We start from the raw sequence: 19,000 nt of genomic DNA, 5'->3' as shown, positions 1-19,000 counted from the left end.
TCAGGCGGCGCGTTTGACCGTGATGAGGTCGGCGAAGCGGTCACGGACCGCGCAGGCATCGGGATAGAGGTTGGCGAGACCGTGCCGAGCGAGGATCGGCGCGCGCGAAGCGGCGACGACACCGGCCTCCTCGATGGTGGGGACGCGCGGTGGCCAGCCTCTGACGTAGCGAAGGTCGGGCGGCATCGCGCTTTCGAGCCGTCGCCGTTCGGCCGCATCGGCCTTGGCAACGGTAATCCGGTTCCTCAAATTACCTGGTATGTGGCGCGGTGCGACGTCGGCGAGCCAGCGCGCGGGCTGGAACGAGAAGGTCGAGGTCGCCTCGAGGTCGACCAGGTGAAGCAGCGCGGGACGATTTGCCGGTGCCGAAGCCGATGCCTGGGCGTCGCCGAGCGACTGGAGGACGCAGAAGCGGCACGACAGTCGCGACGACTGGTAACAGGTGTAGGCGACGTGCAGCGGGATGCCGAGCGTATCGTGCGCGGCGAAGACCTGTGGTGTCGTCCAGTGCGCGATCGGGTTCCACAGCATCATCGCGGTGCCGTGGGGATTGCCGGCAGCGGCGTAGCGCGCGTCTGCTTTCCATTCGGGTGTGCGTGACCGAGCGATGCTCTCGTCGCGGCGCAGTCCCAGCACGTTGATGATAGTCTGGCCGCGCAGCAGTCTGGCGAGGTGCGGCCCGATGACATGGGCCTTCATCTCTGAGGTGCAGAAGCGCAGCGCCGAGGATGACCAGGGACCGATCAGATTATAGGTTTCGAGTGCCTCGTAGCGCGCCTTGCCGTTGGCAAAGCGCGTGGCCCAGCGGTCGAACAGGTCGCCGGCGTTGCGCCGGACGATCGTCAGCGGGACGCCGGCGTGGGCCGCGAGATCCTCGACCGTCGCGGGCGTTTCGTCCCATTCGGCACGGCCGAGGTCGGCGTGAATGGCGATACGCCGCTCGCGCGGATGGCCGAGCGCATCGAGGATCAGGTTGACCGCGAACATCGCGGCCGAGCTGTCCTTGCCGCCCGAGAGGTTGAAGACGATCCATGCGCCGCGTTCGACCGCGTCGAGGATGGCGGGCGGCAGGGCGAGGGCCGGAAGGCCGGCGACCAGGCCGCGTCCGATGTCGATGAACATGGCCGTTCAGGCCGCGAGCGGCGCTGGCAGCGCCAGCCACTCGGGTTCGTCGTTGGCGATGACCGGATCGTGTGCGCGGGCCTCGGCTTTCGAGAACACGGTCGCGCTGGCGAGTGCCCCGAAGCCGTCGTCGTTGTTCCAGAAGACGGCGTGGCCGTTCTGGTCGCGCGAGGCGAGCACGAAACCGAAGCGACCCTCGTGACCATGGGTGTCGGGATCGGCTGCGGCGCTGCGCGCGGCGCGATCGAGGATGTCCTGGGTGCTGTGGAACGTCAGCCCCGCGTCGGTAATGATGACGCAGCCGCCTCCGAACTCGCCGGGGCGCAGCCGGTCGCAGTCGGAGATCCATGCGAACCCGCAGGGGAGCGCGGACTTGCAAGCGCGGAAGATGAGCTGGGCGACCTGTTCGACGCCGAATTGATCGCCGCTGAAGAATACGCGCGCGTTCCCGTCTTCGCCTTTCCAGTCGATGTCGATCGCGCAGTCGAGATAAGGGAAATGCCAATCGTCGAATATCTCGAGGAAGCTTTCGAACTTCATCGGCCCCTTCGCCGGGAACACGGCGTGGAACGCGGGATCGAGCGCGTCATATTCGTGGGCGAGGTCGGCATCGTCGCCGTTGGTGTCGAGGATATCGACTGCCTGTTCGGCAATGGTCAGCAACGCCGCGTCGGCGTGGCTCATGGTCAGCGTGAACGCGGCCTTGGTGTAGGTGTTCGCCATGGGAATGCTCCGAAATGATGGGAAATCGCTCTGTGCGGTCGCGCTCAGGCGTCCGCGGCCTCGGCGAGACGCGCGTTGGCGGCCGCGGCCTCGGCGGGGTAAGCCTGCGTGAGATTGCCGTGCAGGACCGCGAAATCCGGGATCGGGAAAAGACCGTTCGGCCCGGGCCGGGTAATCAGCAGCGCGCTGATGACGGCATCGGCCGGATCGGCATGGACGATGGTGGGCGTCTCGCCGTTATACTCGACCGGCGCGGTGAAGCCCGCCTCGCGCCAGGTGGCGAGTCCCTCCTCGACGCGTGTCGCATAGTCGGCGACGGCCTCGTCGAGCTCGTTCTCGATATGGAGGACGAGTTCGACATAGCGACCGAAATCGTGTCGGTTGGACAGGCCGGCGAGGCGGCATCCCGGGGGCGGCGGGCCGTAGCGTGCGATCAGCGCGGACTTGTAGACCGCGATTTCGAGGCGGTTGAGGCTGTCGAAGTTGGGCGACTGGCCGAGTTGCGCGCAATCCTCCTCGGCGGGACCGGCACCGAGATCGATAAAATATGGCATGGGGCTCTCCGTCGATCGTCATTGATCGACGCGCCCCATCCCCCTCCCCTTTCTTGTCGGGTACTCAGTCGCCGAAGAAGCGGCGCTTGATGGCGATCTGCGCCTCGCCATCGGACTGGCCGAGGGTCATCAGCCGGTCGGTCTCGAGCGTGATCGCGAGATCGGCGGGAAGATCGGCCCAGCGTGAGGCGATGGTGACCGCGGCGGCCGCTGTGGTCAGCTCGCCGGGGTGCGCGCCATGCCATGCGACGGTTTCGTCCTCACCCGTGAGATGCGGGTGCGGGCGCAGCACCTGGACGAAGAAGGTGCCAAGCGGGCGGTCCCACCCGATGCTGACGCTGGTGCCGGGTTCGATACCGGGAAACTGGTGGCGGCTCATGGCGATCCTTTCAGGGTCAGTGCAGCGAGATCCACTCGGCGTGCCAGGGGCGCGGGTGCGGGTAGAAGCGAAGAACGCCTGGAACATCGGTTTCGCCGCTGGCGAGGCGTTCTTCCAGCCAGAGGATGTAGAGCGCGGCGTCGGCGAGATCGCCGGCGAGCAGATCGTCGAGCATCGCGGCCTCGCGCGCGGTCTGTTCGTCGAGCGCGGACCAGTCCAGCGCATCGAGGAAACGGTCGCGTCGATCGGTGTAGCGCGCGATGCGGGCAGCGTCGGCCTGGACGCTGGCGATGGCGAGATGGATATCCACGGGCGGTGCTCCTTCCGGCATGTCGGTGACATGCCGCCCGCTCCCGCTCCCCTTCCCTCGCGCCGCTGGCGCGGGGATCATGCCGCGAGGATTTCGCGGATCGCGTCGCTCCGGCGCGGATAGGCAAGCCGGGGCAGATCGCGCGCGGTGCGCCGGGCGTCGCGCGTCAGCTCGAAGCAATAGGTGAACAGCGGGCTTTGCCGGTGCGGGCGGAGCAGATTGTCGGCACGGAGCCGCGCGAGCCAGTCGGCGGGGTGTTCGTGCGCCTCCGGCCTCGGCGCACCGAGCCGCACCAGCTGGTCGATCGCCCCGGCATGGCCGGATTCGAGGTTGCGGATCTTCGACAGCGTTCTCTCCGAGATCATCTCGCCGGCGATGCGCAGCACCGTCCGCGGCCTCGTGCGGCCGCGATAGGCGCCCGACAGCGCGGCATAGACGACGCCGCAATGGCCGAAGGCGGGATCGGAGAAGCTGACGACAGCGTCGATCCGGGGCTTGGCGAGGCGCAGGAGGCGGAAGGCGCGCGACGTGAAGAAGCTTTCGCCGTTCGCGGCGACCGAGGGCAGGCAGATGAGCCGTTGCAGTACGCAGCCCCGAGCGGGATCGGCATAGCCGGTGTGCCGGGTGATGACCGCGCCGGTCGCCGGCACGCCGAACACGATGAGACCGACCAACGCGGATCTGCCCGGGTCGCCCGGACCGAACAGCCCGCAGGCGAGCTGGGCGGCGGGATAGCGCGGGAGGTAATGATGGTCGGCGAGGAATGCGCGGGCAGTATCATGGGCGACGACATCGACGGCGTAGCGGCGCGGGTCGATCACGCTGTCGCCGGCAACGAACAAGCTGCGCCGGTCGCGCCAGCGCTGGGAGCGGTCGGTGAGCATGGTTACCTCCGTCAGGCCGCGTCGGCGTAGATCTCGGCCGCCCAGGTCTCGATCCATCCGGTGGTGATCTCATCGTGATCGAGGTCGCCGCTCTCGATCAGGGCGCGGATCTCGGCGCGAGCCTGCGCGATCGCGCGTTCCCAGGGGTCGGCGGTTGGTGGCGGTGGAGTAGACGCCGCGGCCTCGGGCAGGTGTCGCGGTGTTTCGAGCGTTCGCGCGCATTGCGTGCGATACCAGCGTTCCATGAAGTCGGCGCCGAGCGCGTCGGTCTTGGCGATGCGATGCCTGAGCGCGTGCTGTCGCACGCCTACGCCCCATCCCTGGCTGTCTATCGAGGCGATCCAGCGTGCGAACGGCGTGAGGTACGGCAGGGCATCGCCTTTCACCCCGAAGAGGTGCGCCTTGACGCCGATCGGCAGGATGCGGGTCAGCCGCTCGACGACGGCGATCAGCCCTTCGGGACCGTGGATCGGTCGCCGGCACATGCTGCCGATGCCGACGACGGTGCCGGGCAGGATCAGACCGCCGATCGCGTCGAGTGAACGGACGTAGTCGTCGGGCACGCGGCCCTGCAGCACGGGCATCAGCCGGTCGCGGATGGCCAAGTCGTCGGCGCGGGCAAAGCATTCTCGGTTGGTGGCGGTGGTGCGCGCGATGCGGTCGAGCACTTCCTCGCGGTCGTGGGCAACGCCCTCTTCGCAGCAGTAATCGACCGACGAGATGCGTCGGAACGGCCATGACGCGGCGAGCGCCATGTAATCGGCGATGCTCCAGGGAAGCCCGCCATAGCGGACCATCATGGTGTAACCGGCGGAATCGAGGTCGACGCTGGCGAGCGGTCGCGCGTTGGCGAGCGTTCCGGTGCGCCATCCCGACCACTCGCGCCAGCCATCGGCCTTGCGCCAGCGCGACAGACAATTGGCCGAGATCAGCACCGGTGCTTGCAGCGCGACCGCGCGCTGAAGGATAGGCCCGTTTGCGAGATGCGGCAGGCCGAGGATGATCTCGATCGTCATCGTCTAGCGGCCAGCTAGCTGATAGCTGTCGGCCATTCCGACAATACGCATCACAGATCCTCGCGCAGCATGAGCGTGAGAACACGGCGCGTGATGCTGGCGTCGGCGGGGTCTTCCGATCCCCATTCCAGCGCCACGTCATAATAATCGATACGGAAGTGTATCGTCTCGCCTGACAGCTCGAACTGGCCGCGATCGCGTTCGGGACAGTCGGCGGGGAAAGTGTAGCGGCGCAGCGCCTGCAGGACATGCGCCTGGGCGACGGCTTCCGAGGCGAGCGAGCCGTTCGACAGCGCGCCGAGGCACGCGCGGGTCATGACGATCTTCGCGGTGCGGTCGAACCCCTGGCGGCAACGGTCGTTGAGCCTGGCCACGGCTTCGAGGCGCGTTTCGGTGGCGGTCAAAATCATGTGACGATCCTCCGTTGGGTCGATAGCGATGGTGGCGGGGACTTCAGGCGGCGAGCGCGTCGCTTTGTCCCCGGCCTCGTTCGGGAAAGGCCGCATGGAAGCGGTCGAGCCAGTCGCCCATCGTCGGGCGCTCGCCGAGCGGGATGACCGCCGCGACGTCCTGGAACCGTATGAGGTCGAGTGGCGCATCGCGGATGATGCGGTCGATCTCGTCGGCCGGCAGGAGGTGTTCGTCGCGGATGAAGGCGGTCATCGATCCGGGGCGCGCGCGGGTCGATCTGCGCCACAGGCCCTCGACCGTGTGCAGCCGCGGGGCTGCGCGTGCCTCGACCAGCACGATGAGCCGCAGGCACCATTGCGGGAGGCCGCGGATTTCGTCCGGATGATTGGCGATGCACAGCCAGCACGCCGATTTGGGGGGCACCGGCAGACCCTCGGCCTGGATGCGGGCGACGCAGTCGGGCCGGTCCCATCGCCATTCGCGCAAGGGATGTTGGCAGTCGTACAGCGGATCGTCGATCGACAGCGCATGGTTGGCGCGCGCGGTGTCGCGCGGACCGGCGTCATAGCCGATCAGGCGGACGACGCGCTGCCCGCGCGCCCATGCGTCGACCGCTGGTTGCCAGGTCGACAGGAATTTGTCCTGCGGCGCCTTCTTGTATTTGAGGCTGCAACTCGACCCGCCGAGCGACTTGCTCGGCAGCGTGGCGTTGGTCAGGCACATCTCGAGGATGCCGTAATAGGGCGGCCAGTGCTTGAATCGCCTCGGGACATAGCTGACCAGCTCGAACCGGATGCCGCGATCGCGCATCCAGGGCCGGATCACGTCGAGATATTCGTAAGTGGCCGGTTTCTCGACCGAGGTATCGGCGGTGAGCACCAGGTCGGGCGCTTCGCCGCGCGCGTGCTTTTCGATCAGCAGCGCGGTGCTGTCGACGCCGATGCCGTAGGCCAGCACCACTGGTGGTGGCGGCGGCAGGGGCGCGACCGGAACTGCCGCGCCGGTCATGGTGCATCCTCCGGTTCGAGATAGGTGTCGTAGGGCGCACCGGCAGACTCGACCCAGCTACCTTCCTCGTCGAGGTTCTCGATCCGTGCGAGCAGCGCCTCCTTCAGCTGGCGCGCGTCGACGTCGTGGCCCTTGTCGTCGTTCGAGACGAGGCTGAAGGCGATCGTATAGGCGTGGTTGTAGCGTGCCATGTCACGCGCCCTCCGCTGCGGCCTCGGGCGCGGCAGGCACCGCGCGGGCCGTTATCGTCACGTCGAGCCTGTCGCGATCGATGACGACGGTGACCGTCCGGTCCTCGGGGACGAGGAAATAATGCCCCGCCAGCTTGTCGCGAATGCGGTTCTCAAGCGCGGCATCGTCGCCTTCGAGCAGGCCGATGATTCGTTCGGCGGCATCGGCCTGGAAGCGCTCGAGCTGCGTATCGTAGCTGTCGGCATCGCTGTCGTCGCTGGCATAGAAGATCGCGCTTTCGAGGATGTCGGCGACGCCGAGCGCGGTGATTTCGCTGCCCCGGCGGACGAAGACGGACGTCTCGTCGACCGAGTTGCACGACCATTGGTCGGGTGCGAAGGCGACATCCGCGTCGGTCGATACCTCGATGAATGCGCCGGCGTGGCTCATCGTCGCCTCGAGCGTGATAGCCTCGACCCAACCGTTTTCCGCCTCGGCGGGCGCTTCGCGGCTGTCGGAGACGATGAAGGTGCGGTCGCCCTGGGTGACGCGGAACCGCATATCCTCGACACGGGCGAGGATATCGTACCAGCCATAGCCCTTGAACGCGTCCTGGGCCTCGACCAGCGGACCACCGAACGGATTATGCTTCGCGATCGCCGCCTGCGCGGGTTGGCCGATCAGCGCATCGAAGTCGGGCATCAGCACCATGCCGGTGTCGGTCACGCGTGCGCCGCTCTCGTAGTTGCGCGAGCTGTCGGCCGCATAGGCGGTCCATGCGAACAGATAGGGCTCGGCTTCGGGTAGTGCGATACCGAGCGAGCGCGCCTCGCGCCAGTCATGCGCCGACAGCCGGTGCGTCCCCGCGGCCTCGATCGCGCGGTAGATCGCGAGCCGGACCGCATCGCGCAGGGCGGCGATGCCGGTGTTCTCGACCACTTCCTTGCGCGCCGGGAGGACGAGCTGGATTTGCGGCGCGTCGAAGATGTCGACCCGCGCGATCCAGTGGCCGCCCCGGTCGACTTCCTGAACATACGGCAGGTCGCACGGGATGGTCAGCCCGTGGAAGTTGAGGCGTCCGTCGCGCGAGGAATAATGCGAGGGGTGTTTCTGGAACACGCCGATGCGCACGCCGTACCATTCCTCGACATGGACCGCGTCCTTCAGCCAGTCCTCCTGCGGAAGGACCGCGCCGTTCCAGGTCACGGGAACCGGATAATGTTTGGCGGCGCGGGCCACGTCGCGCTCGAGCGTCTTCAGCCACTCGTCGGGCACGCGCACGGTGATCGCGGTGCCGCGCATGATCGGATCGGGTTCGATCGCGATCGGGCGGCTCGTCTCCCACGCCGAGGCCGGGATATGCGCCATCCAGCCCTGGCGGTCGGGTTTCGAGAAGGAGCGGATGATGACGTCGCGGCCTGCGAGGCTGAACACGCCCATGCCGGCGGGATCTTCGGCGCGGCGCGTCTCGTCGGACCAGCCCGAGCGGCCGAGCGTGACGATGCTCACCGGATCGGCGATGCCGTGGCCGTCATCGGTGATGTGCAGGAAGTGCTCGGCGCCGGCGCCGTTCAGCGCGAGCGCGACGCCGGTCGCACCGGCGCGGCGCGCGTTCTGGAGGAGTTCGCAGATGACGTCGAACGCGGTATTGTTGAACAGGCGCGTGACCTTGGCGATCGTCTCGGGGGCGACCGCGGTCGCGATGGTGGCGGGAATCATGGGAGTGCGCTCCTGGAAAAGGGCTCAGGCGTCCGTCACGCCTTCCCTCCCCGCTCCCTCTCTCCTTCATCGGCGCATCGGGCCGAGCCCTGGTCAGCCTGCCTTGCCGTCGCGGAACGCGCCGACCACGGTGCCCGCGTCCCAGTGACCGCTGAGGATACCGCGACGCGGGACCGAGTTGATCGCATAGCGCCGCGCCGCGAGGAGGCGGGCACGCCGGGTGTCGCGGTCGATCGGCGCGCCGGTTGCGATATCGCGGGCGAGGCGAAGCGGCGTCATGGCTTTTCCTCATCGATTGTGCCGGGGATGGCAACATGGTCGGTGACGCCCGTTCCCGAAGGATCGAGCGCGATAATTTCGGCGAGCGTCCAGGGGGCTGCGCGGCGCGGGCGACGCGAGAAGCGAAGCTCGTGCTTTTCGGCATATTTGTGGACCGCTGGATATTTGCGGCCGATCGCTGCCGCAACATCAGGCAGCGCGACGCCGAAGTCGTGCGCGATGCGCAGCGCCCGGATCTCCTCTTCGGTCCATTTCCGGTGATAGCCGTGGACAAGGCCGAGGATGTTCGCGCGCGTGAACAGCGAAGCCTTGGTGCGACCCATCTTCGTCGCCAGGGCGTCCATCGGCATCGTGCCGTAAAGGTCGCGCAGCCTTTCCAGATCATTGTCGCTCCACACCGGCCCGCCCCGGAACCCGTCGCGGTTGGCATGTGTGCCGCGCAACCCGAGATAGTCGGCGCGCCAGCGGATAGAGCATTTCGTGCGGCCGAGCCTGGTCGTGAGCGGGGTCAGGCTTGCCCCGTCGGCATAGGCGCGGATGAGCAGTGTGTCTTCGTCAGGGGTCCAGTTGCGGCCCCATCCCCGGCCATAGCCGAGCTTGCGCAGGTGCGGCCCGAAGCCAGCCTTGGTCCTGCGCGGAAAGCCCTCTGTGGCGAGAATGTCGATGATCGCGATATAACGAAGCCCCTCCCCGGCCAGCGTCAGCGCCCGCGTCGCCTCGGCCTCGGTCCAGTCAGCGGGCTTGTTGGGATGGCGCAAACCGATCGCGTTGGCACGGGTCGCGGTGCCGGACAGCGGGCGTCCGATCAGCGTGGCGATCTGTGCGATCGGGATCGCCTGCGCGTAGCCGGCGCGCAGCTGGGCATCCTCCCAGTCGCTCCATTTTGGAGGATTTCCTTCGGTCAGCCCGAGCACGCCCGCGCGGGCATAGACGCTGGTGCAGGCGCGGCCGAGATCTCCAGCGAGATCGGCCGTGGGGCGAAGGCCATATTCGCGGGTGAGCCATGCGTCTTCGTCGGTCGACCACGGACGCGACGAATTGCGGCGCAGGCCCAGTTTGGCGATCTTGTCGCGCACGCCGGCGCGGCCGCGACCGAGCGCGGCGACGATGTCGTCGATCGCGGCGTCGTCGCAGAACATGCGTTCGACCGTGGCGATCTCGTCGGGGGTCCAGGCATCGTGCCGGAACGGCATCTCGCGCAGGCGCCCGCACGGCTCGGGCAGCTTCGGACACGCGACCAGCTCGACGATATCGGGCGCGAGGTCGGTCACAGCGACACCACGGCGACGTCGCTCAGCCGCGCGCGCAGCCGTGCATGCAGGCGGGCGATGCGGTCGTCGCCCTTGGGCATGGTGTCGACCGCGGCGATCGCCGACAGGAGGTTGAGCGCGCGGTCGGTGCGCTCGGCGTCGAGCGACAGGTGCCGTGCGAGGTCGCGCGCGGTGCTGGCGTTGGGGGAGATGCGCTTCAGCGCGTCCATGATCGCGGCCGCGTCGGTCGCAGCGGGATCGAGCAGGAACGCGTCGAGCGCGCGCGTGCCCTTGAGGGCGATGGCGGGGCCGTGGTCCGCGACCTCGGCCAGGCCCGCGAGATCGAGCAGCTTCGCCGCCTCGTCGGCATCGACGGACGCGGCGGCACGCAGTTCCGGGGTCTTGCCGAGATGTTCGGTGATGGTGGGATCGATATGCGCCAGCACCGGGGTTGCCGACAGCGCCGGACCCATCGCGAAGAAATCGCCGGGGGCGAGGTTGCGCAGCAGGTCGGCGTCACGCGCGGGAAAGCCGAGCAGGTCGGCCGCGCGCGCGATGTCGCGGTCGAAGACGTTGAGCCCGACCAGCACGTTCTGCAGCTCGGACACGACCGAGGTGGAGAGCTTCGCGAGGCGCTGGGTGGCGATGACGGGGGCGAGACCGCGCTTGCGGCCGCGCGCGCACAGGTCGGTCAGGGTGGCGACGCCGAGCCGGCGGGCATCGGCATCGAGCGCGGAACCGGCGACATGCGGTGCGAGCAGATGGCCCTCGTCGATGCACACCAGCATGGTATGCGCCCAGTCCTCGCGCGGTGCGCCGACCAGGCCGGCAAAGAACGCGGCTGCCTTGATGATCCGCTGGTCGGGATCGAGGTCGGTGAGGTCGATGTGCATCGACAGCCGATGTCGCCGGCTGCGCGTCGCCGCGGCCGTCAGCCCGTCGGCGGTGAGTTCGACCGCGCGGATCGTGGTCGCGCCGATATGGCGGGCGAGGTTCTCGAATTCCCCCTCGGGGTCGACGATCGCAAGCGTCGTATAGTCGAACGCCTCCTCGATGATCCGGCGCAAGGTCCTGCTCTTGCCCGCCCCGGAGCTGCCCTGGATGAGCAGGCGTCCGGCAAGCAGGCGATCGAGGTCGAGGCTGAGCGTGCCGGTCGAATGATGGCCGAGCGGTACGCGATTGTCCGCGGCCTCGGGCGCGCGAATCGGGGTGACACAAGTCATGGCGTGGTCCTCCGGGTCAGGCGGCGTCGGCATCAGGGGGCGCCGGATCGTTGGCTGGGATGGCGGGAGCGTCGGGATCGGGAGCGGGCGCACCATCGAGCGTCCGCCATTCGAGCATGTCGTCGCTTTCGCGCTCGCAGTCCTGGCAGGTGGTGGAATCGTAGGTGCTGAGCAGCACCCAGGCCTGTTCGGGCTCATCCCAGGCCGCGACGGCGTCCTTGGTGACGTTGTCGCTGCCGCAGTCGTCGCACACCGGCTTGACCCGGGAGGCGGCAGGCGAGCACAAGCGATCCCCGGTGCAGATCGACCAGTCACCGTAGAATTTGCCGTCGTAGGGCAAGCAGTCGCCGGCGAGCTGAATGGCGTGTTCGCCGTAGCCGTCGTGGAAATGAATTTCCGTATCCGGGAAGAACTTTTCCAGGATCGCCTCCGCGCCGCGGATCTTCACCTCGCTGCCGTAGGTGGTATGGACATAGTCGAGCGGGCCGATCGCGGGGCCTTCGCAGCCCCAGCTTTCGACGTCCTCGTCGGGCGTGGCGCGGCCGTGGAACAGATAGAGATAGACACTCATGGCGTGTCCTTTCAGCTGGTTGGGAGGAGATGCGCGAGCGCGCTCGCGTCGACCTGCTTGGAGATCGGAGCGGTGCTCTCGACGCGGACCGCGCCGAGACTCTGGAACGTCTCCGGCATCTGGCGGCGTTCGTAGCGATCCTTGTCGACGAGACCGTGGATCGGCTCGCCTTCGTGGCGCGCGAAGCCGAGCGCATCGACGCTGACGACACGGCGGAAGACGCAGCCGACCTTGCCCTCGGGCACCCAGTCCGCCCAGGAACCTGAGGCCGAGACGCTTTCATACTGGCCGATGACCGCCTGATAGGCGGCGCGGCGGCGAACGACATGGCTGTCGTGGATCGACACCTCCTCGCCGGTCAGCGCGGTCCAGCGATCGGGATGCCAGCAGCGGACCGAGCGGCGCGCATTCTCGACCTGCAGGGCGATGCCGGGAATGGGCAGGCGGCGAAACTCGCTGCCAAAGCCGTACAGCACCAGCGCATAATCGACGTCTTCCTCATAGAAGGGATCGTCGCGGCGCAGCGCGTCGGGCATCGCGGCCTGGCGTTCGTCCGACAGGACATAGCCGCCATGACTGGGCGTCCACACGCGCCAGATACCGGGGAGCACCTGGTCGGCGCGATCGGGCGCGTCCCAGGGGGTCGTGTCGGGCTGGGGGCTGGGCTGGAACGGGGTCATCTGTCGTCTCCCTCAATGGAATCGACAGATCCCCTCCCTCTCTCCTTCATCCGGTCGCCCGGATTGCCGGCGGCGGGCAGGACCGATCATGGTGCAGCCGTGGGGGGCAGCGCGGAACGCGGCCGCGCGCAAATTGTTATCTATCCCGACAATTCACGACAGGAGATCAATCATGGGCGAAGCGACTGACAAGCTGAAGGCGGCGGGTAACAAGCTGGCCGGCAACGTCAAGGAAGGCATCGGCAAGGCGGCCGACAATGCGAGCCTCGAAGCCGAGGGCAAGGCCCAGAAGCTGAAGGGGTCCGCTCAGGACGTGAAGGGTTCGGTCAAGGGCACGCTCGGCGACGACATCTGACGCTCGACCTTCGATGACACGATCGGGCCGCTTCGGGAAACCGGGGCGGCCTTTTCCTTGCGCGGCGGGAATGCGGGATTTCGAGCGCCACCTTTGAAGATCGGCTTGAGACTGCGCGGGCGATCGGCGAGCCGCGCCGCGACCACGGTCATCCAGATCGCATCGCACCCCGTCGACGGCCTCGCGCCCCGTGCCTGATTGCAGCGCAGATGCTTCAGCAGGCCGTTCGACAGTAATCGTCGTCCACCCGCGCTGCGCAGCGTGACATGGTCGAATGTCGGGTAATCGGGATGATAGCGGACGAGGTGCCGGGGACTCGGCAGGGGCATTCCGCATCCGGCGCATAGCGACGACTGCGCCCAGCGCAGGATCCGCCGCTGGTTTCTGGCCTGGGTGGTCGATGCCATGACGCGAGGATGATGGCCCTCGATTAAATTCCTGTGAACGACGTCATCCGATGTGCAGCTGGTCGAGCACGGCGGCCTCGAGCCTGTCACCTTCGAGATCCTCGGCATGGATCGTCACGACGGGGGCGATCTCGCGCAGCTTTTCGACCTGACGCAGTTTCAACCCGAGCGTGTCGGCGTCATCGCCGGTGACGACTTCGAGTGCCGCCTCGATCACCTCGCCGGTGGTGAAGTCGCGCAGGTCGAGAAGAAGGTCTGGACGCATCTCCCCGATCAACGTCGCGATATCGAACAGGAGCCGTTTGAAGCCGACGCCGATGCCGCGCCGGCGAAGCCGGTACTGGAGATCGAGCAGGCCGACGATCGTCTTGCGCTCGGCGAGATTGTGGATCGCGACAAAGTTGGCGGGGCGCGCGATCGGCTGCGCATAGGCGCGCAGGCAGGCATAGCCCTCACGCGGGTTGTGCTCGCCGACGACGGCCAGGACCAGATAGGGTGGCCCGATGTGGCGCTGGTGGACGCCGATGTGGCGGATGCGGTTCTTGACGATCAACTCGCGCCCTTCGGCAAGCGTGATGGTCGAGCCGGAGACGTCGATCGCATAGAGCAGGAGGAAGGCCTGCGGGGCGTGCTCGGTCGGCCATTTCTTCGCCGCTTCGCGCAGTTTCGCGAATACGATGCCGCGTTCGTAGGGGTCGATGTGGGTGTAGAGATGGCGCGCGAGCGGGATACCCGGTGCGATCTGGACCCGTTCGGCCGCGGCGCGCATCGCCGCGAATTCGCTCGCCATCGACGTGGTGCGCGGCTCGCCGACCTCAAGCGGCTCGACGACGTTGACCTGCGCCATTTCCATCAGCTGCCACAGCAGCCGCGCGAGGCGCGGGATCGCGACGCCGCGGGTGCGATCGTCGGGTTCGCTGTCGTCGGGCAGTTGCGCCAGTTTCTCGGGGGCGAGCCGGTGCGCCGAGAACAGCCCGTCCGGCTCGTTGATCGTGCGCGGGGTGGCGGTCGCTTTCTCGCGGATGCGGGGCGGTGCCTGCTCGCGGAAGAAGGGGCAGTCGACGTCATGCTCGGGGCGACGCTGGCGGATACTGGTAAGGCGTCGCAGGTAATAGGTTTCGGCTTCGGAGAGATAGGCCGGCGAGAGTAGCGGCGGGTCCGTCCCCTCCCCCAGGCAGTCGCAGGCGATCCACTGGTGATGGTCGCGTGCCTTGACCACCATGATGACCGACGCGCGGTGATCGCTGTCCTCGCCTTCGCCGGTATACCAGCGCACCAGCGCCTCGCGCACCACGTCGGGGACGGGCGAGCGGGAGGTTAGACCCCGGGTATCGCGCGGGACGAGCCACATGGTGGTGATGCTACTCCATAATGCTTGCCTTGTCGCCTTTGTTCACGTTACGTTCAATGAACAAAGGAGCTGGCCATGAAGCGTTCGGAATTTATCGGAGAGTTCGACCTCGACGCGGTGCTCACCGAATTGTCGGTCGATCTGGATATTCGCGTCACCCGGCGCATGCTCGCCGGAGCGTGCATCGGCAGCAATCCGGAGGATGCGTATCTCTCGGCGCGCGAGTTGCGGGAATCGCTCGAATGGATTCATGAGGGCGAGAACGAGGGCAAGGTCAAGCTGACCACGATCCTCAGCACCGCGTGCGACGATTTCCAGCGGTGCCTCTATTATTGCGTCGCCGGCAAGGGCGTCGTGACCATGCTCGACGATCTCGTCTGGCTGGAGAAGCTGCTGGAGGCGCGCGGTCGCATCGCCGGGCACATCTACCGCAACAAGCTGCCGGTGAAGCCGCTGGTCAACCCGTATGTCGCGGCCGAGCCGGACGGTCCGCTGGGCCGGTTCGACCCGGCGTTCGCGATCGGCGCGTCCTGGTCGCATGACCCGGGACCCGATTACGATTCCGACGATCGTGGCCCCGGTCCGAAGCTCAAGGGCTGACGACAAAAGAAAAGGCGGTTCGGCAAGGGAGCATGCCGGACCGCCTCTTCCAAGGGGGGGATATCAATAACGCGCCTCGCACGCGAGGCGTTCCCCGCGCCGCCAGCGCGCCGGATCGATGAATTCCCCCGCATAGGCACCGCGACCCGCTGACCGGGCCTGTTCTGCCGCGGCGACATAGCGCGCGGCGCGTTGCGGATCGCCGCGCAGATATTGCGTCGCCGGCACCGCCAGACCCTGCAAAATGAGTTGCTCGCCCAGGTCGTAGCCGTCGACCGTCACGATGGCGATCGGGCGGCCATAGCTGCTCGCGCCGGTCATGCGGATCGTGGCGACACCGCTCTTGAGGATACGCGAGGCGGAATCCTGAGCAAACTTGCCGCATGGATAGCAGGCACCGTCCTTCGAGCACATCTGCTTGCGCTCGAAGGCGTCGGCCCCCGACAGGCGGAAATCGACCGAAACCGTGTCGCCGTCGATCGCCCGCCCCTCGCCGGTGATCGTCGCACCGTCGTGGCCCTGGGGTGCCCCTGCCCCGCAGGCGGCGAGCGCGGCGATGCCGAGGAGCAGCGCGCCCCTCATGCGTAGCGCAATTCGACTTCGACGTTCGGCCCGTCGACGATGACCGGGAGGACGCGGAAGGGTTGCAGCGGATCGCCGGTGCGCACGATCGAGACCTGGCGTGCGCCGGCATCGAACATCCGCATGGCGACGCGCTGGGCATGGGCGCGGCTGCAGAGCTGCGACCGCTTCGGGCTGGGTGTGACGGGCGGATACGGGGCGGACATGGCGATGATCCTGACGTGGGGGATGTCGGCGATCAACCGAACACCGTCTTGTGGACGCGAGTTTCGGGCTTGGGCGGCACGAGTGTCCACGCCCATTTGCGAAGGTTACCGATCCGATATTTCGGGTAGCTGTTGCCGGGGATCGCGAGCGAGATCTTGCGGCCGCGCTTGTGGACGATGAACTCGTCTCCCTCATAGCCGTCAACGAAGGTGACCTTGCTCGGCAAGCGGATGTGCATGCCGTGTTCGAGCGGGCGTACCGGGGTCGCGAGCCGCTCGAGGCAGCGTCGGCGCCAGTCGAGCGCACCGGGATCGTCGGTATCGCCGAGCAGCGAGAGGATGCGCTCGGGGCATTCGGCCTCGCATGGCCCGGCGTGTTCGGTCATATCCTTGTAGGCGAACACGAATCCGTCCTTGGCACGCGGATTCCAGCTGACCAGGCAGACGGCCGCGAAGGCGGGTTCGTCGGTGCCGTCGGTCGACGGCACCACGGCCGCGTACCAGACCTTGTTGCGCAGGCAGGAAGAGGCGATGACGCGCAGCGCCTTGCCCTTCCCGTCGGCATCGCGGTTGTCGTAGGTGAATTGCGCGTCGAGATAGGCTTTGGGGCCTGTGTGCGGGAACATCGACGACAGCGGCATGCTTAGCCAGCCCATGATGGCGGTCCTTTCGCGTGTGTGGACGGGTGATCGATCAGCCGAACAGGCTGACCGGCTCGGCGACCGGCGGTGTGAGCCGCAATTCCTTGCGCAGCCGCACGGCGAACCGCTCGGGCGCGAGCAGGTCGCGGATCGAGGCGTAGCAGTCGCGCTCCCCGAGGTGATCGTGACGACCGCTGACGCGGCGGTAGATGACCTCGCGGTCGGCCATGGTGCCGTGGAGCGATAGCTGCATCCACAGCTCCTCGCCGTGGAGGGTGATCTCGCCGGACCGGGAGGCGTGGCTGCGGTTCGAGCGAAGGTCGTAGTGCGCGGGGTCGAGCCCCAGCGTTTCGGCGAGCCGGCGCAGCGCCTTGCGTCCGTCGCTGTGGAAGCGATCCTTGGCGGCCGCATCGTGCGCGACGCCGCGCACCGCGAGCGTCAGCAGCGCCGGGTGCTGTCGCAGCTCGGCGATACGGTCCATGCAGCGCCGCTTGAGGAGCGCGTCTTCGGACTGCCGCGCGGTGACGCTTGCGAGATGGCGGGCGAGCAGGATGACCGCGGGATCGGTCTCGAAGGCGATGCCGGCGTTGCGGCAGTCGTCGATCGCGCGGGTGATGGCGTGAAGGCTTGCTCCAATCGTGACCAGCGCGCTCGGGTCGAGCGCCTGCTGGTGGCGGAAGGCGACATCGTAGGGCATGAGCGATCTCCCGAGCGCCTCACGCGCTCAGAAATTCGCTCCCCCTCCCCTTCACGATAACCAGTTACGTAATTGCTCCGGTATTTCAGGATCGATGTCCTCGCCCGGTTGCATAGGCCGCAGACCCTGCTCCGCATCGACCGCGGCCTGCAGATGACAGGCGGCAACGGTCGCTCCGTCGTCGGTCGCGTCATAAAGCGCGAGCGCCTGCCGCATTAGCGCGAGCCGTATATTATCGCTCATGCCAGTCTCCCACTACGGTCTGCCGCCATGATTGCGTTCGGGGCAAACGAAAGCAGGCCCATAATGGTTGTAACGGCCGTGCGCTCATCGCAGCCTCCATCGGCCGACAAGGTCGACCATTGCGTCACGATAGCCCCACGCATCGGGATAGATCGCAGGCTCCTGCGCGAGCCAGGCCATGACAATTAGCATGTCCTCGGAAATGATCGCGTCGCAGTTGCTGAGGTGGAGGATGGGGAAGTGGCCGTTGTCGTCACCATTCCACCACGCCAGCAGGAAGTCCGCGACGCGCGCGGCCTGCCCGGTATCGGACGAGGCGACATCCACGAGGCGGCCGATCGCGGCGCCGACCTCGTCGAAGGCGAGTGCGCGGATGAGGGGGCGGCGTTGCGGTTGCATGGTGCGTATCCTGTCCTATCGGGTGGAAGCTGTCATGCGATCAGGATGGGGCGTGCTTCCCGGCCTGGGCGATCATCACGGCGACCGCCTCGTCGAGCGCGGCGTCATCGCCGTTGACCATGCGCGCCGACGGGGTGAGGCGTTGCACGCCGGCGAACACGATGGCGGGTGTCCTGCCCTTGAGCCGATAGCAGAACACCTGGTCGCCCTCGATCGTCACCAGCTTCGTCCGGCATTGCCGGCGCAGCCGCTTCGCCTCCTCGATCCGGGTGATGAGCGCCGCCACCTCGAATTCGAGGCAGTGCGGCATGACGCTGTCGCCGAGCCGCGAGACGGGCCGGTTGGCGGCGAGCCAGGCATCGACCGCCTGTTCGGTGACGCTGCCGACGGCATGGTAATCGTCCGCGGCGCCATGACCGCGGTTCGAGGCGAGGAAGGCGCGCTGCCCATCGATCCAGATCTCGGCCGAGTAGCAGGTCGTTTCCTCGGACAAAGCGTCGACCACCTTCAGCTTGCGCAACTCGATGTGCATGGTGGGATCTCCGGGTCATGCCGCGAGGGCTTCGGGTTGGTCGATCTCGGGCGCGCCACCCGCGGCGGCGTTATGGAGCCAGGTCACCGCCTGCTCGGCTTTCGCCGCGGCCTTGATGATCGCGCTCGAATCGCCCTTCAGGATTTTGAGCCAATGGTCGACGTAGCTGGCGTGATTGTCGTGCAGCTCGCCGGGCAGGTTGAGGTCGGCGCACACCAGACACTGGCCGATGCAGGCGACCAGCTCCTCGAACGCATAGGCGTTGTCGCCGAACTTCTTGCCGAACTCGCGGTTGAGGCGCTGCGGCGCGCCCGAATAATGAACATATTCGTGCGCGAGCGTGCTGGCGTAATGATCGTCCGAGCGGAACGCGCCGCGCTGCGGCAACTGGATATAGTCGCCGATCGGCGAGTAGAATGCCTGATCGCCGCCATGCCGCACGGTCGCCGGCAGGCCTCCGAAGAAGGCATCGATCGCGGCGCGGTGCCGGCTCTCGATGCGGGGCTCGGGCGGTGCGGGCACCGGATAATAATACGCCGGGAGGCCGTCGATCTGGTCGAGTAGGGTAGGCCGGCAAGGTCTCAGAGAGAACATTGCTCGGCCCCCCTCCGAACCGGACGTGCACCTTTCAGCGCATCCGGCTCTCCACGACTGCGTGCTATCCGCCGTTGGCGGTCGGTTGGTTGA

The 19,000-nt window shown here is 67.3% G+C and carries 28 protein-coding genes; 2 read left to right on the top strand and 26 right to left on the bottom strand.

Going from position 1 to position 19,000, the window contains the following annotated elements; translation table 11 throughout:
- The 16 genes from COA07_RS16655 to COA07_RS16580 form a co-directional block, all read right to left on the bottom strand.
- Nucleotides 1–1,122, bottom strand: coding sequence for a phosphoadenosine phosphosulfate reductase domain-containing protein (locus tag COA07_RS16655; RefSeq protein ID WP_037447334.1), 1,122 nt, complete (start codon nucleotides 1,120–1,122; stop codon nucleotides 1–3).
- Nucleotides 1,123–1,128: 6 nt separating this feature from the next.
- Nucleotides 1,129–1,845: a hypothetical protein gene (locus COA07_RS16650; RefSeq protein ID WP_037447337.1), complete on the bottom strand. Its 717-nt coding sequence runs from the start codon at nucleotides 1,843–1,845 to the stop codon at nucleotides 1,129–1,131.
- A gap of 44 nt (nucleotides 1,846–1,889) precedes the next feature.
- A complete protein-coding gene (locus COA07_RS16645) occupies nucleotides 1,890–2,399 on the bottom strand; it encodes a hypothetical protein (RefSeq protein WP_010409093.1) in 510 nt (169 codons plus the stop codon).
- 64 nt (nucleotides 2,400–2,463) lie between these two features.
- Nucleotides 2,464–2,778, bottom strand: coding sequence for a hypothetical protein (locus COA07_RS16640; RefSeq protein ID WP_010409090.1), 315 nt, complete (start codon nucleotides 2,776–2,778; stop codon nucleotides 2,464–2,466).
- A gap of 16 nt (nucleotides 2,779–2,794) precedes the next feature.
- Nucleotides 2,795–3,088, bottom strand: coding sequence for a hypothetical protein (locus tag COA07_RS16635; RefSeq protein ID WP_024310661.1), 294 nt, complete (start codon nucleotides 3,086–3,088; stop codon nucleotides 2,795–2,797).
- A 77-nt stretch (nucleotides 3,089–3,165) separates the two neighbouring features.
- Entirely contained in the window at nucleotides 3,166–3,972 is an 807-nt protein-coding gene (locus COA07_RS16630) for a Mom family adenine methylcarbamoylation protein (protein WP_037447341.1), read from the bottom strand.
- An 11-nt stretch (nucleotides 3,973–3,983) separates the two neighbouring features.
- Nucleotides 3,984–4,988: a deazapurine DNA modification protein DpdA family protein gene (locus COA07_RS16625; RefSeq protein ID WP_024310660.1), complete on the bottom strand. Its 1,005-nt coding sequence runs from the start codon at nucleotides 4,986–4,988 to the stop codon at nucleotides 3,984–3,986.
- A 50-nt stretch (nucleotides 4,989–5,038) separates the two neighbouring features.
- A complete protein-coding gene (locus COA07_RS16620) occupies nucleotides 5,039–5,398 on the bottom strand; it encodes a DUF3768 domain-containing protein (RefSeq protein ID WP_024310659.1) in 360 nt (119 codons plus the stop codon).
- 43 nt (nucleotides 5,399–5,441) lie between these two features.
- Nucleotides 5,442–6,407 carry a hypothetical protein gene (locus COA07_RS16615; protein WP_066708495.1) on the bottom strand — a complete coding sequence of 322 codons (966 nt, stop codon included), beginning with the start codon at nucleotides 6,405–6,407 and terminating at the stop codon, nucleotides 5,442–5,444.
- Nucleotides 6,404–6,598: a hypothetical protein gene (locus COA07_RS16610; RefSeq protein WP_024310657.1), complete on the bottom strand. Its 195-nt coding sequence runs from the start codon at nucleotides 6,596–6,598 to the stop codon at nucleotides 6,404–6,406. Before COA07_RS16610 ends, COA07_RS16615 begins: the two co-directional genes overlap by 4 nt.
- A 1-nt stretch (nucleotide 6,599) precedes the next feature.
- Nucleotides 6,600–8,297: an ATP-binding protein gene (locus COA07_RS16605; RefSeq protein ID WP_037447345.1), complete on the bottom strand. Its 1,698-nt coding sequence runs from the start codon at nucleotides 8,295–8,297 to the stop codon at nucleotides 6,600–6,602.
- A gap of 93 nt (nucleotides 8,298–8,390) precedes the next feature.
- A complete protein-coding gene (locus tag COA07_RS16600) occupies nucleotides 8,391–8,576 on the bottom strand; it encodes a hypothetical protein (RefSeq protein WP_024310655.1) in 186 nt (61 codons plus the stop codon).
- Nucleotides 8,573–9,847 carry a hypothetical protein gene (locus tag COA07_RS16595; protein ID WP_083956763.1) on the bottom strand — a complete coding sequence of 425 codons (1,275 nt, stop codon included), beginning with the start codon at nucleotides 9,845–9,847 and terminating at the stop codon, nucleotides 8,573–8,575. Before COA07_RS16595 ends, COA07_RS16600 begins: the two co-directional genes overlap by 4 nt.
- Nucleotides 9,844–11,049, bottom strand: a complete 1,206-nt coding sequence (locus COA07_RS16590; RefSeq protein ID WP_010408937.1) for a helicase HerA domain-containing protein — start codon at nucleotides 11,047–11,049, stop codon at nucleotides 9,844–9,846. Before COA07_RS16590 ends, COA07_RS16595 begins: the two co-directional genes overlap by 4 nt.
- Before the next feature lie 16 nt (nucleotides 11,050–11,065).
- On the bottom strand, nucleotides 11,066–11,620 hold the full coding sequence (locus COA07_RS16585) for a hypothetical protein (protein ID WP_010408935.1): 555 nt from the start codon (nucleotides 11,618–11,620) through the stop codon (nucleotides 11,066–11,068).
- 11 nt (nucleotides 11,621–11,631) lie between these two features.
- Nucleotides 11,632–12,300: a DUF7007 domain-containing protein gene (locus COA07_RS16580; protein WP_010408933.1), complete on the bottom strand. Its 669-nt coding sequence runs from the start codon at nucleotides 12,298–12,300 to the stop codon at nucleotides 11,632–11,634.
- Nucleotides 12,301–12,472: 172 nt separating this feature from the next.
- On the opposite strand from COA07_RS16580, the gene COA07_RS16575 reads away from it, so the two are divergent.
- Nucleotides 12,473–12,655 carry a CsbD family protein gene (locus COA07_RS16575; protein WP_066708497.1) on the top strand — a complete coding sequence of 61 codons (183 nt, stop codon included), beginning with the start codon at nucleotides 12,473–12,475 and terminating at the stop codon, nucleotides 12,653–12,655.
- Here COA07_RS16575 and COA07_RS18085 read toward each other — a convergent pair.
- Complete coding sequence (locus COA07_RS18085) at nucleotides 12,607–13,062, bottom strand: hypothetical protein (RefSeq protein WP_066760066.1); 456 nt, start codon at nucleotides 13,060–13,062, stop codon at nucleotides 12,607–12,609. The genes COA07_RS16575 and COA07_RS18085 overlap by 49 nt on opposite strands.
- A gap of 43 nt (nucleotides 13,063–13,105) precedes the next feature.
- The gene (locus COA07_RS16570; protein ID WP_010408929.1) at nucleotides 13,106–14,413 is read right to left on the bottom strand and encodes a hypothetical protein; all 1,308 of its coding nucleotides are present in this window, start codon (nucleotides 14,411–14,413) and stop codon (nucleotides 13,106–13,108) included.
- A gap of 75 nt (nucleotides 14,414–14,488) precedes the next feature.
- On the opposite strand from COA07_RS16570, the gene COA07_RS16565 reads away from it, so the two are divergent.
- The gene (locus tag COA07_RS16565; RefSeq protein WP_016510268.1) at nucleotides 14,489–15,013 is read left to right on the top strand and encodes a hypothetical protein; all 525 of its coding nucleotides are present in this window, start codon (nucleotides 14,489–14,491) and stop codon (nucleotides 15,011–15,013) included.
- 63 nt (nucleotides 15,014–15,076) lie between these two features.
- On the opposite strand, the gene COA07_RS16560 is transcribed toward COA07_RS16565, so the two are convergent.
- The 8 genes from COA07_RS16560 to COA07_RS16530 all read right to left on the bottom strand — a co-directional run bounded on the left by COA07_RS16560 (nucleotide 15,077) and on the right by COA07_RS16530 (nucleotide 18,835).
- Nucleotides 15,077–15,595 (bottom strand): thermonuclease family protein, encoded by a 519-nt coding sequence (locus COA07_RS16560; RefSeq protein ID WP_010408925.1) that lies wholly within the window; start codon nucleotides 15,593–15,595, stop codon nucleotides 15,077–15,079.
- On the bottom strand, nucleotides 15,592–15,837 hold the full coding sequence (locus tag COA07_RS16555; RefSeq protein ID WP_079247040.1) for a hypothetical protein: 246 nt from the start codon (nucleotides 15,835–15,837) through the stop codon (nucleotides 15,592–15,594). The genes COA07_RS16560 and COA07_RS16555 overlap by 4 nt, the downstream gene beginning before the upstream one ends.
- Nucleotides 15,834–16,457 (bottom strand): DUF6927 domain-containing protein, encoded by a 624-nt coding sequence (locus COA07_RS16550; protein WP_010408917.1) that lies wholly within the window; start codon nucleotides 16,455–16,457, stop codon nucleotides 15,834–15,836. Before COA07_RS16550 ends, COA07_RS16555 begins: the two co-directional genes overlap by 4 nt.
- A 37-nt stretch (nucleotides 16,458–16,494) precedes the next feature.
- Nucleotides 16,495–17,139: a hypothetical protein gene (locus COA07_RS16545; protein WP_010408914.1), complete on the bottom strand. Its 645-nt coding sequence runs from the start codon at nucleotides 17,137–17,139 to the stop codon at nucleotides 16,495–16,497.
- Nucleotides 17,140–17,190: 51 nt separating this feature from the next.
- Entirely contained in the window at nucleotides 17,191–17,382 is a 192-nt protein-coding gene (locus COA07_RS18080) for a hypothetical protein (RefSeq protein ID WP_024310640.1), read from the bottom strand.
- Nucleotides 17,383–17,466: 84 nt separating this feature from the next.
- Nucleotides 17,467–17,781: a DUF7673 family protein gene (locus COA07_RS16540; protein ID WP_010408907.1), complete on the bottom strand. Its 315-nt coding sequence runs from the start codon at nucleotides 17,779–17,781 to the stop codon at nucleotides 17,467–17,469.
- A gap of 40 nt (nucleotides 17,782–17,821) precedes the next feature.
- The gene (locus COA07_RS16535) at nucleotides 17,822–18,313 is read right to left on the bottom strand and encodes a hypothetical protein (RefSeq protein WP_016510938.1); all 492 of its coding nucleotides are present in this window, start codon (nucleotides 18,311–18,313) and stop codon (nucleotides 17,822–17,824) included.
- Between the two features lie 15 nt (nucleotides 18,314–18,328).
- The gene (locus COA07_RS16530) at nucleotides 18,329–18,835 is read right to left on the bottom strand and encodes a zincin-like metallopeptidase domain-containing protein (RefSeq protein WP_342747680.1); all 507 of its coding nucleotides are present in this window, start codon (nucleotides 18,833–18,835) and stop codon (nucleotides 18,329–18,331) included.
- Nucleotides 18,836–19,000: the final 165 nt, after the last annotated feature.

Origin of the sequence: Sphingomonas adhaesiva, assembly GCF_002374855.1 — a bacterium.
Taxonomy (GTDB): domain Bacteria; phylum Pseudomonadota; class Alphaproteobacteria; order Sphingomonadales; family Sphingomonadaceae; genus Sphingomonas; species Sphingomonas adhaesiva.
Note: the sequence above shows the minus strand (reverse complement) of the source record. Positions and strands in the feature narration are given on the sequence as shown.

What these genes read in the sequence shown, in the direction of transcription:
- COA07_RS16600 (WP_024310655.1), bottom strand. Translation starts at nt 8,576, where the DNA reads ATGACGCCGCTTCGCCTCGCCCGCGATATCGCAACCGGCGCGCCGATC.
- COA07_RS16580 (WP_010408933.1), bottom strand. Translation starts at nt 12,300, where the DNA reads ATGACCCCGTTCCAGCCCAGCCCCCAGCCCGACACGACCCCCTGGGAC.
- COA07_RS16550 (WP_010408917.1), bottom strand. Translation starts at nt 16,457, where the DNA reads ATGGGCTGGCTAAGCATGCCGCTGTCGTCGATGTTCCCGCACACAGGC.
- COA07_RS16610 (WP_024310657.1), bottom strand. Translation starts at nt 6,598, where the DNA reads ATGGCACGCTACAACCACGCCTATACGATCGCCTTCAGCCTCGTCTCG.
- COA07_RS16545 (WP_010408914.1), bottom strand. Translation starts at nt 17,139, where the DNA reads ATGCCCTACGATGTCGCCTTCCGCCACCAGCAGGCGCTCGACCCGAGC.
- COA07_RS16615 (WP_066708495.1), bottom strand. Translation starts at nt 6,407, where the DNA reads ATGACCGGCGCGGCAGTTCCGGTCGCGCCCCTGCCGCCGCCACCACCA.
- COA07_RS16585 (WP_010408935.1), bottom strand. Translation starts at nt 11,620, where the DNA reads ATGAGTGTCTATCTCTATCTGTTCCACGGCCGCGCCACGCCCGACGAG.
- COA07_RS16655 (WP_037447334.1), bottom strand. Translation starts at nt 1,122, where the DNA reads ATGTTCATCGACATCGGACGCGGCCTGGTCGCCGGCCTTCCGGCCCTC.
- COA07_RS16560 (WP_010408925.1), bottom strand. Translation starts at nt 15,595, where the DNA reads ATGAGGGGCGCGCTGCTCCTCGGCATCGCCGCGCTCGCCGCCTGCGGG.
- COA07_RS16565 (WP_016510268.1), top strand. Translation starts at nt 14,489, where the DNA reads ATGAAGCGTTCGGAATTTATCGGAGAGTTCGACCTCGACGCGGTGCTC.
- COA07_RS16540 (WP_010408907.1), bottom strand. Translation starts at nt 17,781, where the DNA reads ATGCAACCGCAACGCCGCCCCCTCATCCGCGCACTCGCCTTCGACGAG.
- COA07_RS16625 (WP_024310660.1), bottom strand. Translation starts at nt 4,988, where the DNA reads ATGACGATCGAGATCATCCTCGGCCTGCCGCATCTCGCAAACGGGCCT.
- COA07_RS16570 (WP_010408929.1), bottom strand. Translation starts at nt 14,413, where the DNA reads ATGTGGCTCGTCCCGCGCGATACCCGGGGTCTAACCTCCCGCTCGCCC.
- COA07_RS18080 (WP_024310640.1), bottom strand. Translation starts at nt 17,382, where the DNA reads ATGAGCGATAATATACGGCTCGCGCTAATGCGGCAGGCGCTCGCGCTT.
- COA07_RS16590 (WP_010408937.1), bottom strand. Translation starts at nt 11,049, where the DNA reads ATGACTTGTGTCACCCCGATTCGCGCGCCCGAGGCCGCGGACAATCGC.
- COA07_RS16535 (WP_016510938.1), bottom strand. Translation starts at nt 18,313, where the DNA reads ATGCACATCGAGTTGCGCAAGCTGAAGGTGGTCGACGCTTTGTCCGAG.
- COA07_RS16650 (WP_037447337.1), bottom strand. Translation starts at nt 1,845, where the DNA reads ATGGCGAACACCTACACCAAGGCCGCGTTCACGCTGACCATGAGCCAC.
- COA07_RS16640 (WP_010409090.1), bottom strand. Translation starts at nt 2,778, where the DNA reads ATGAGCCGCCACCAGTTTCCCGGTATCGAACCCGGCACCAGCGTCAGC.
- COA07_RS16605 (WP_037447345.1), bottom strand. Translation starts at nt 8,297, where the DNA reads ATGATTCCCGCCACCATCGCGACCGCGGTCGCCCCCGAGACGATCGCC.
- COA07_RS16575 (WP_066708497.1), top strand. Translation starts at nt 12,473, where the DNA reads ATGGGCGAAGCGACTGACAAGCTGAAGGCGGCGGGTAACAAGCTGGCC.
- COA07_RS16645 (WP_010409093.1), bottom strand. Translation starts at nt 2,399, where the DNA reads ATGCCATATTTTATCGATCTCGGTGCCGGTCCCGCCGAGGAGGATTGC.
- COA07_RS16630 (WP_037447341.1), bottom strand. Translation starts at nt 3,972, where the DNA reads ATGCTCACCGACCGCTCCCAGCGCTGGCGCGACCGGCGCAGCTTGTTC.
- COA07_RS16620 (WP_024310659.1), bottom strand. Translation starts at nt 5,398, where the DNA reads ATGATTTTGACCGCCACCGAAACGCGCCTCGAAGCCGTGGCCAGGCTC.
- COA07_RS18085 (WP_066760066.1), bottom strand. Translation starts at nt 13,062, where the DNA reads ATGGCATCGACCACCCAGGCCAGAAACCAGCGGCGGATCCTGCGCTGG.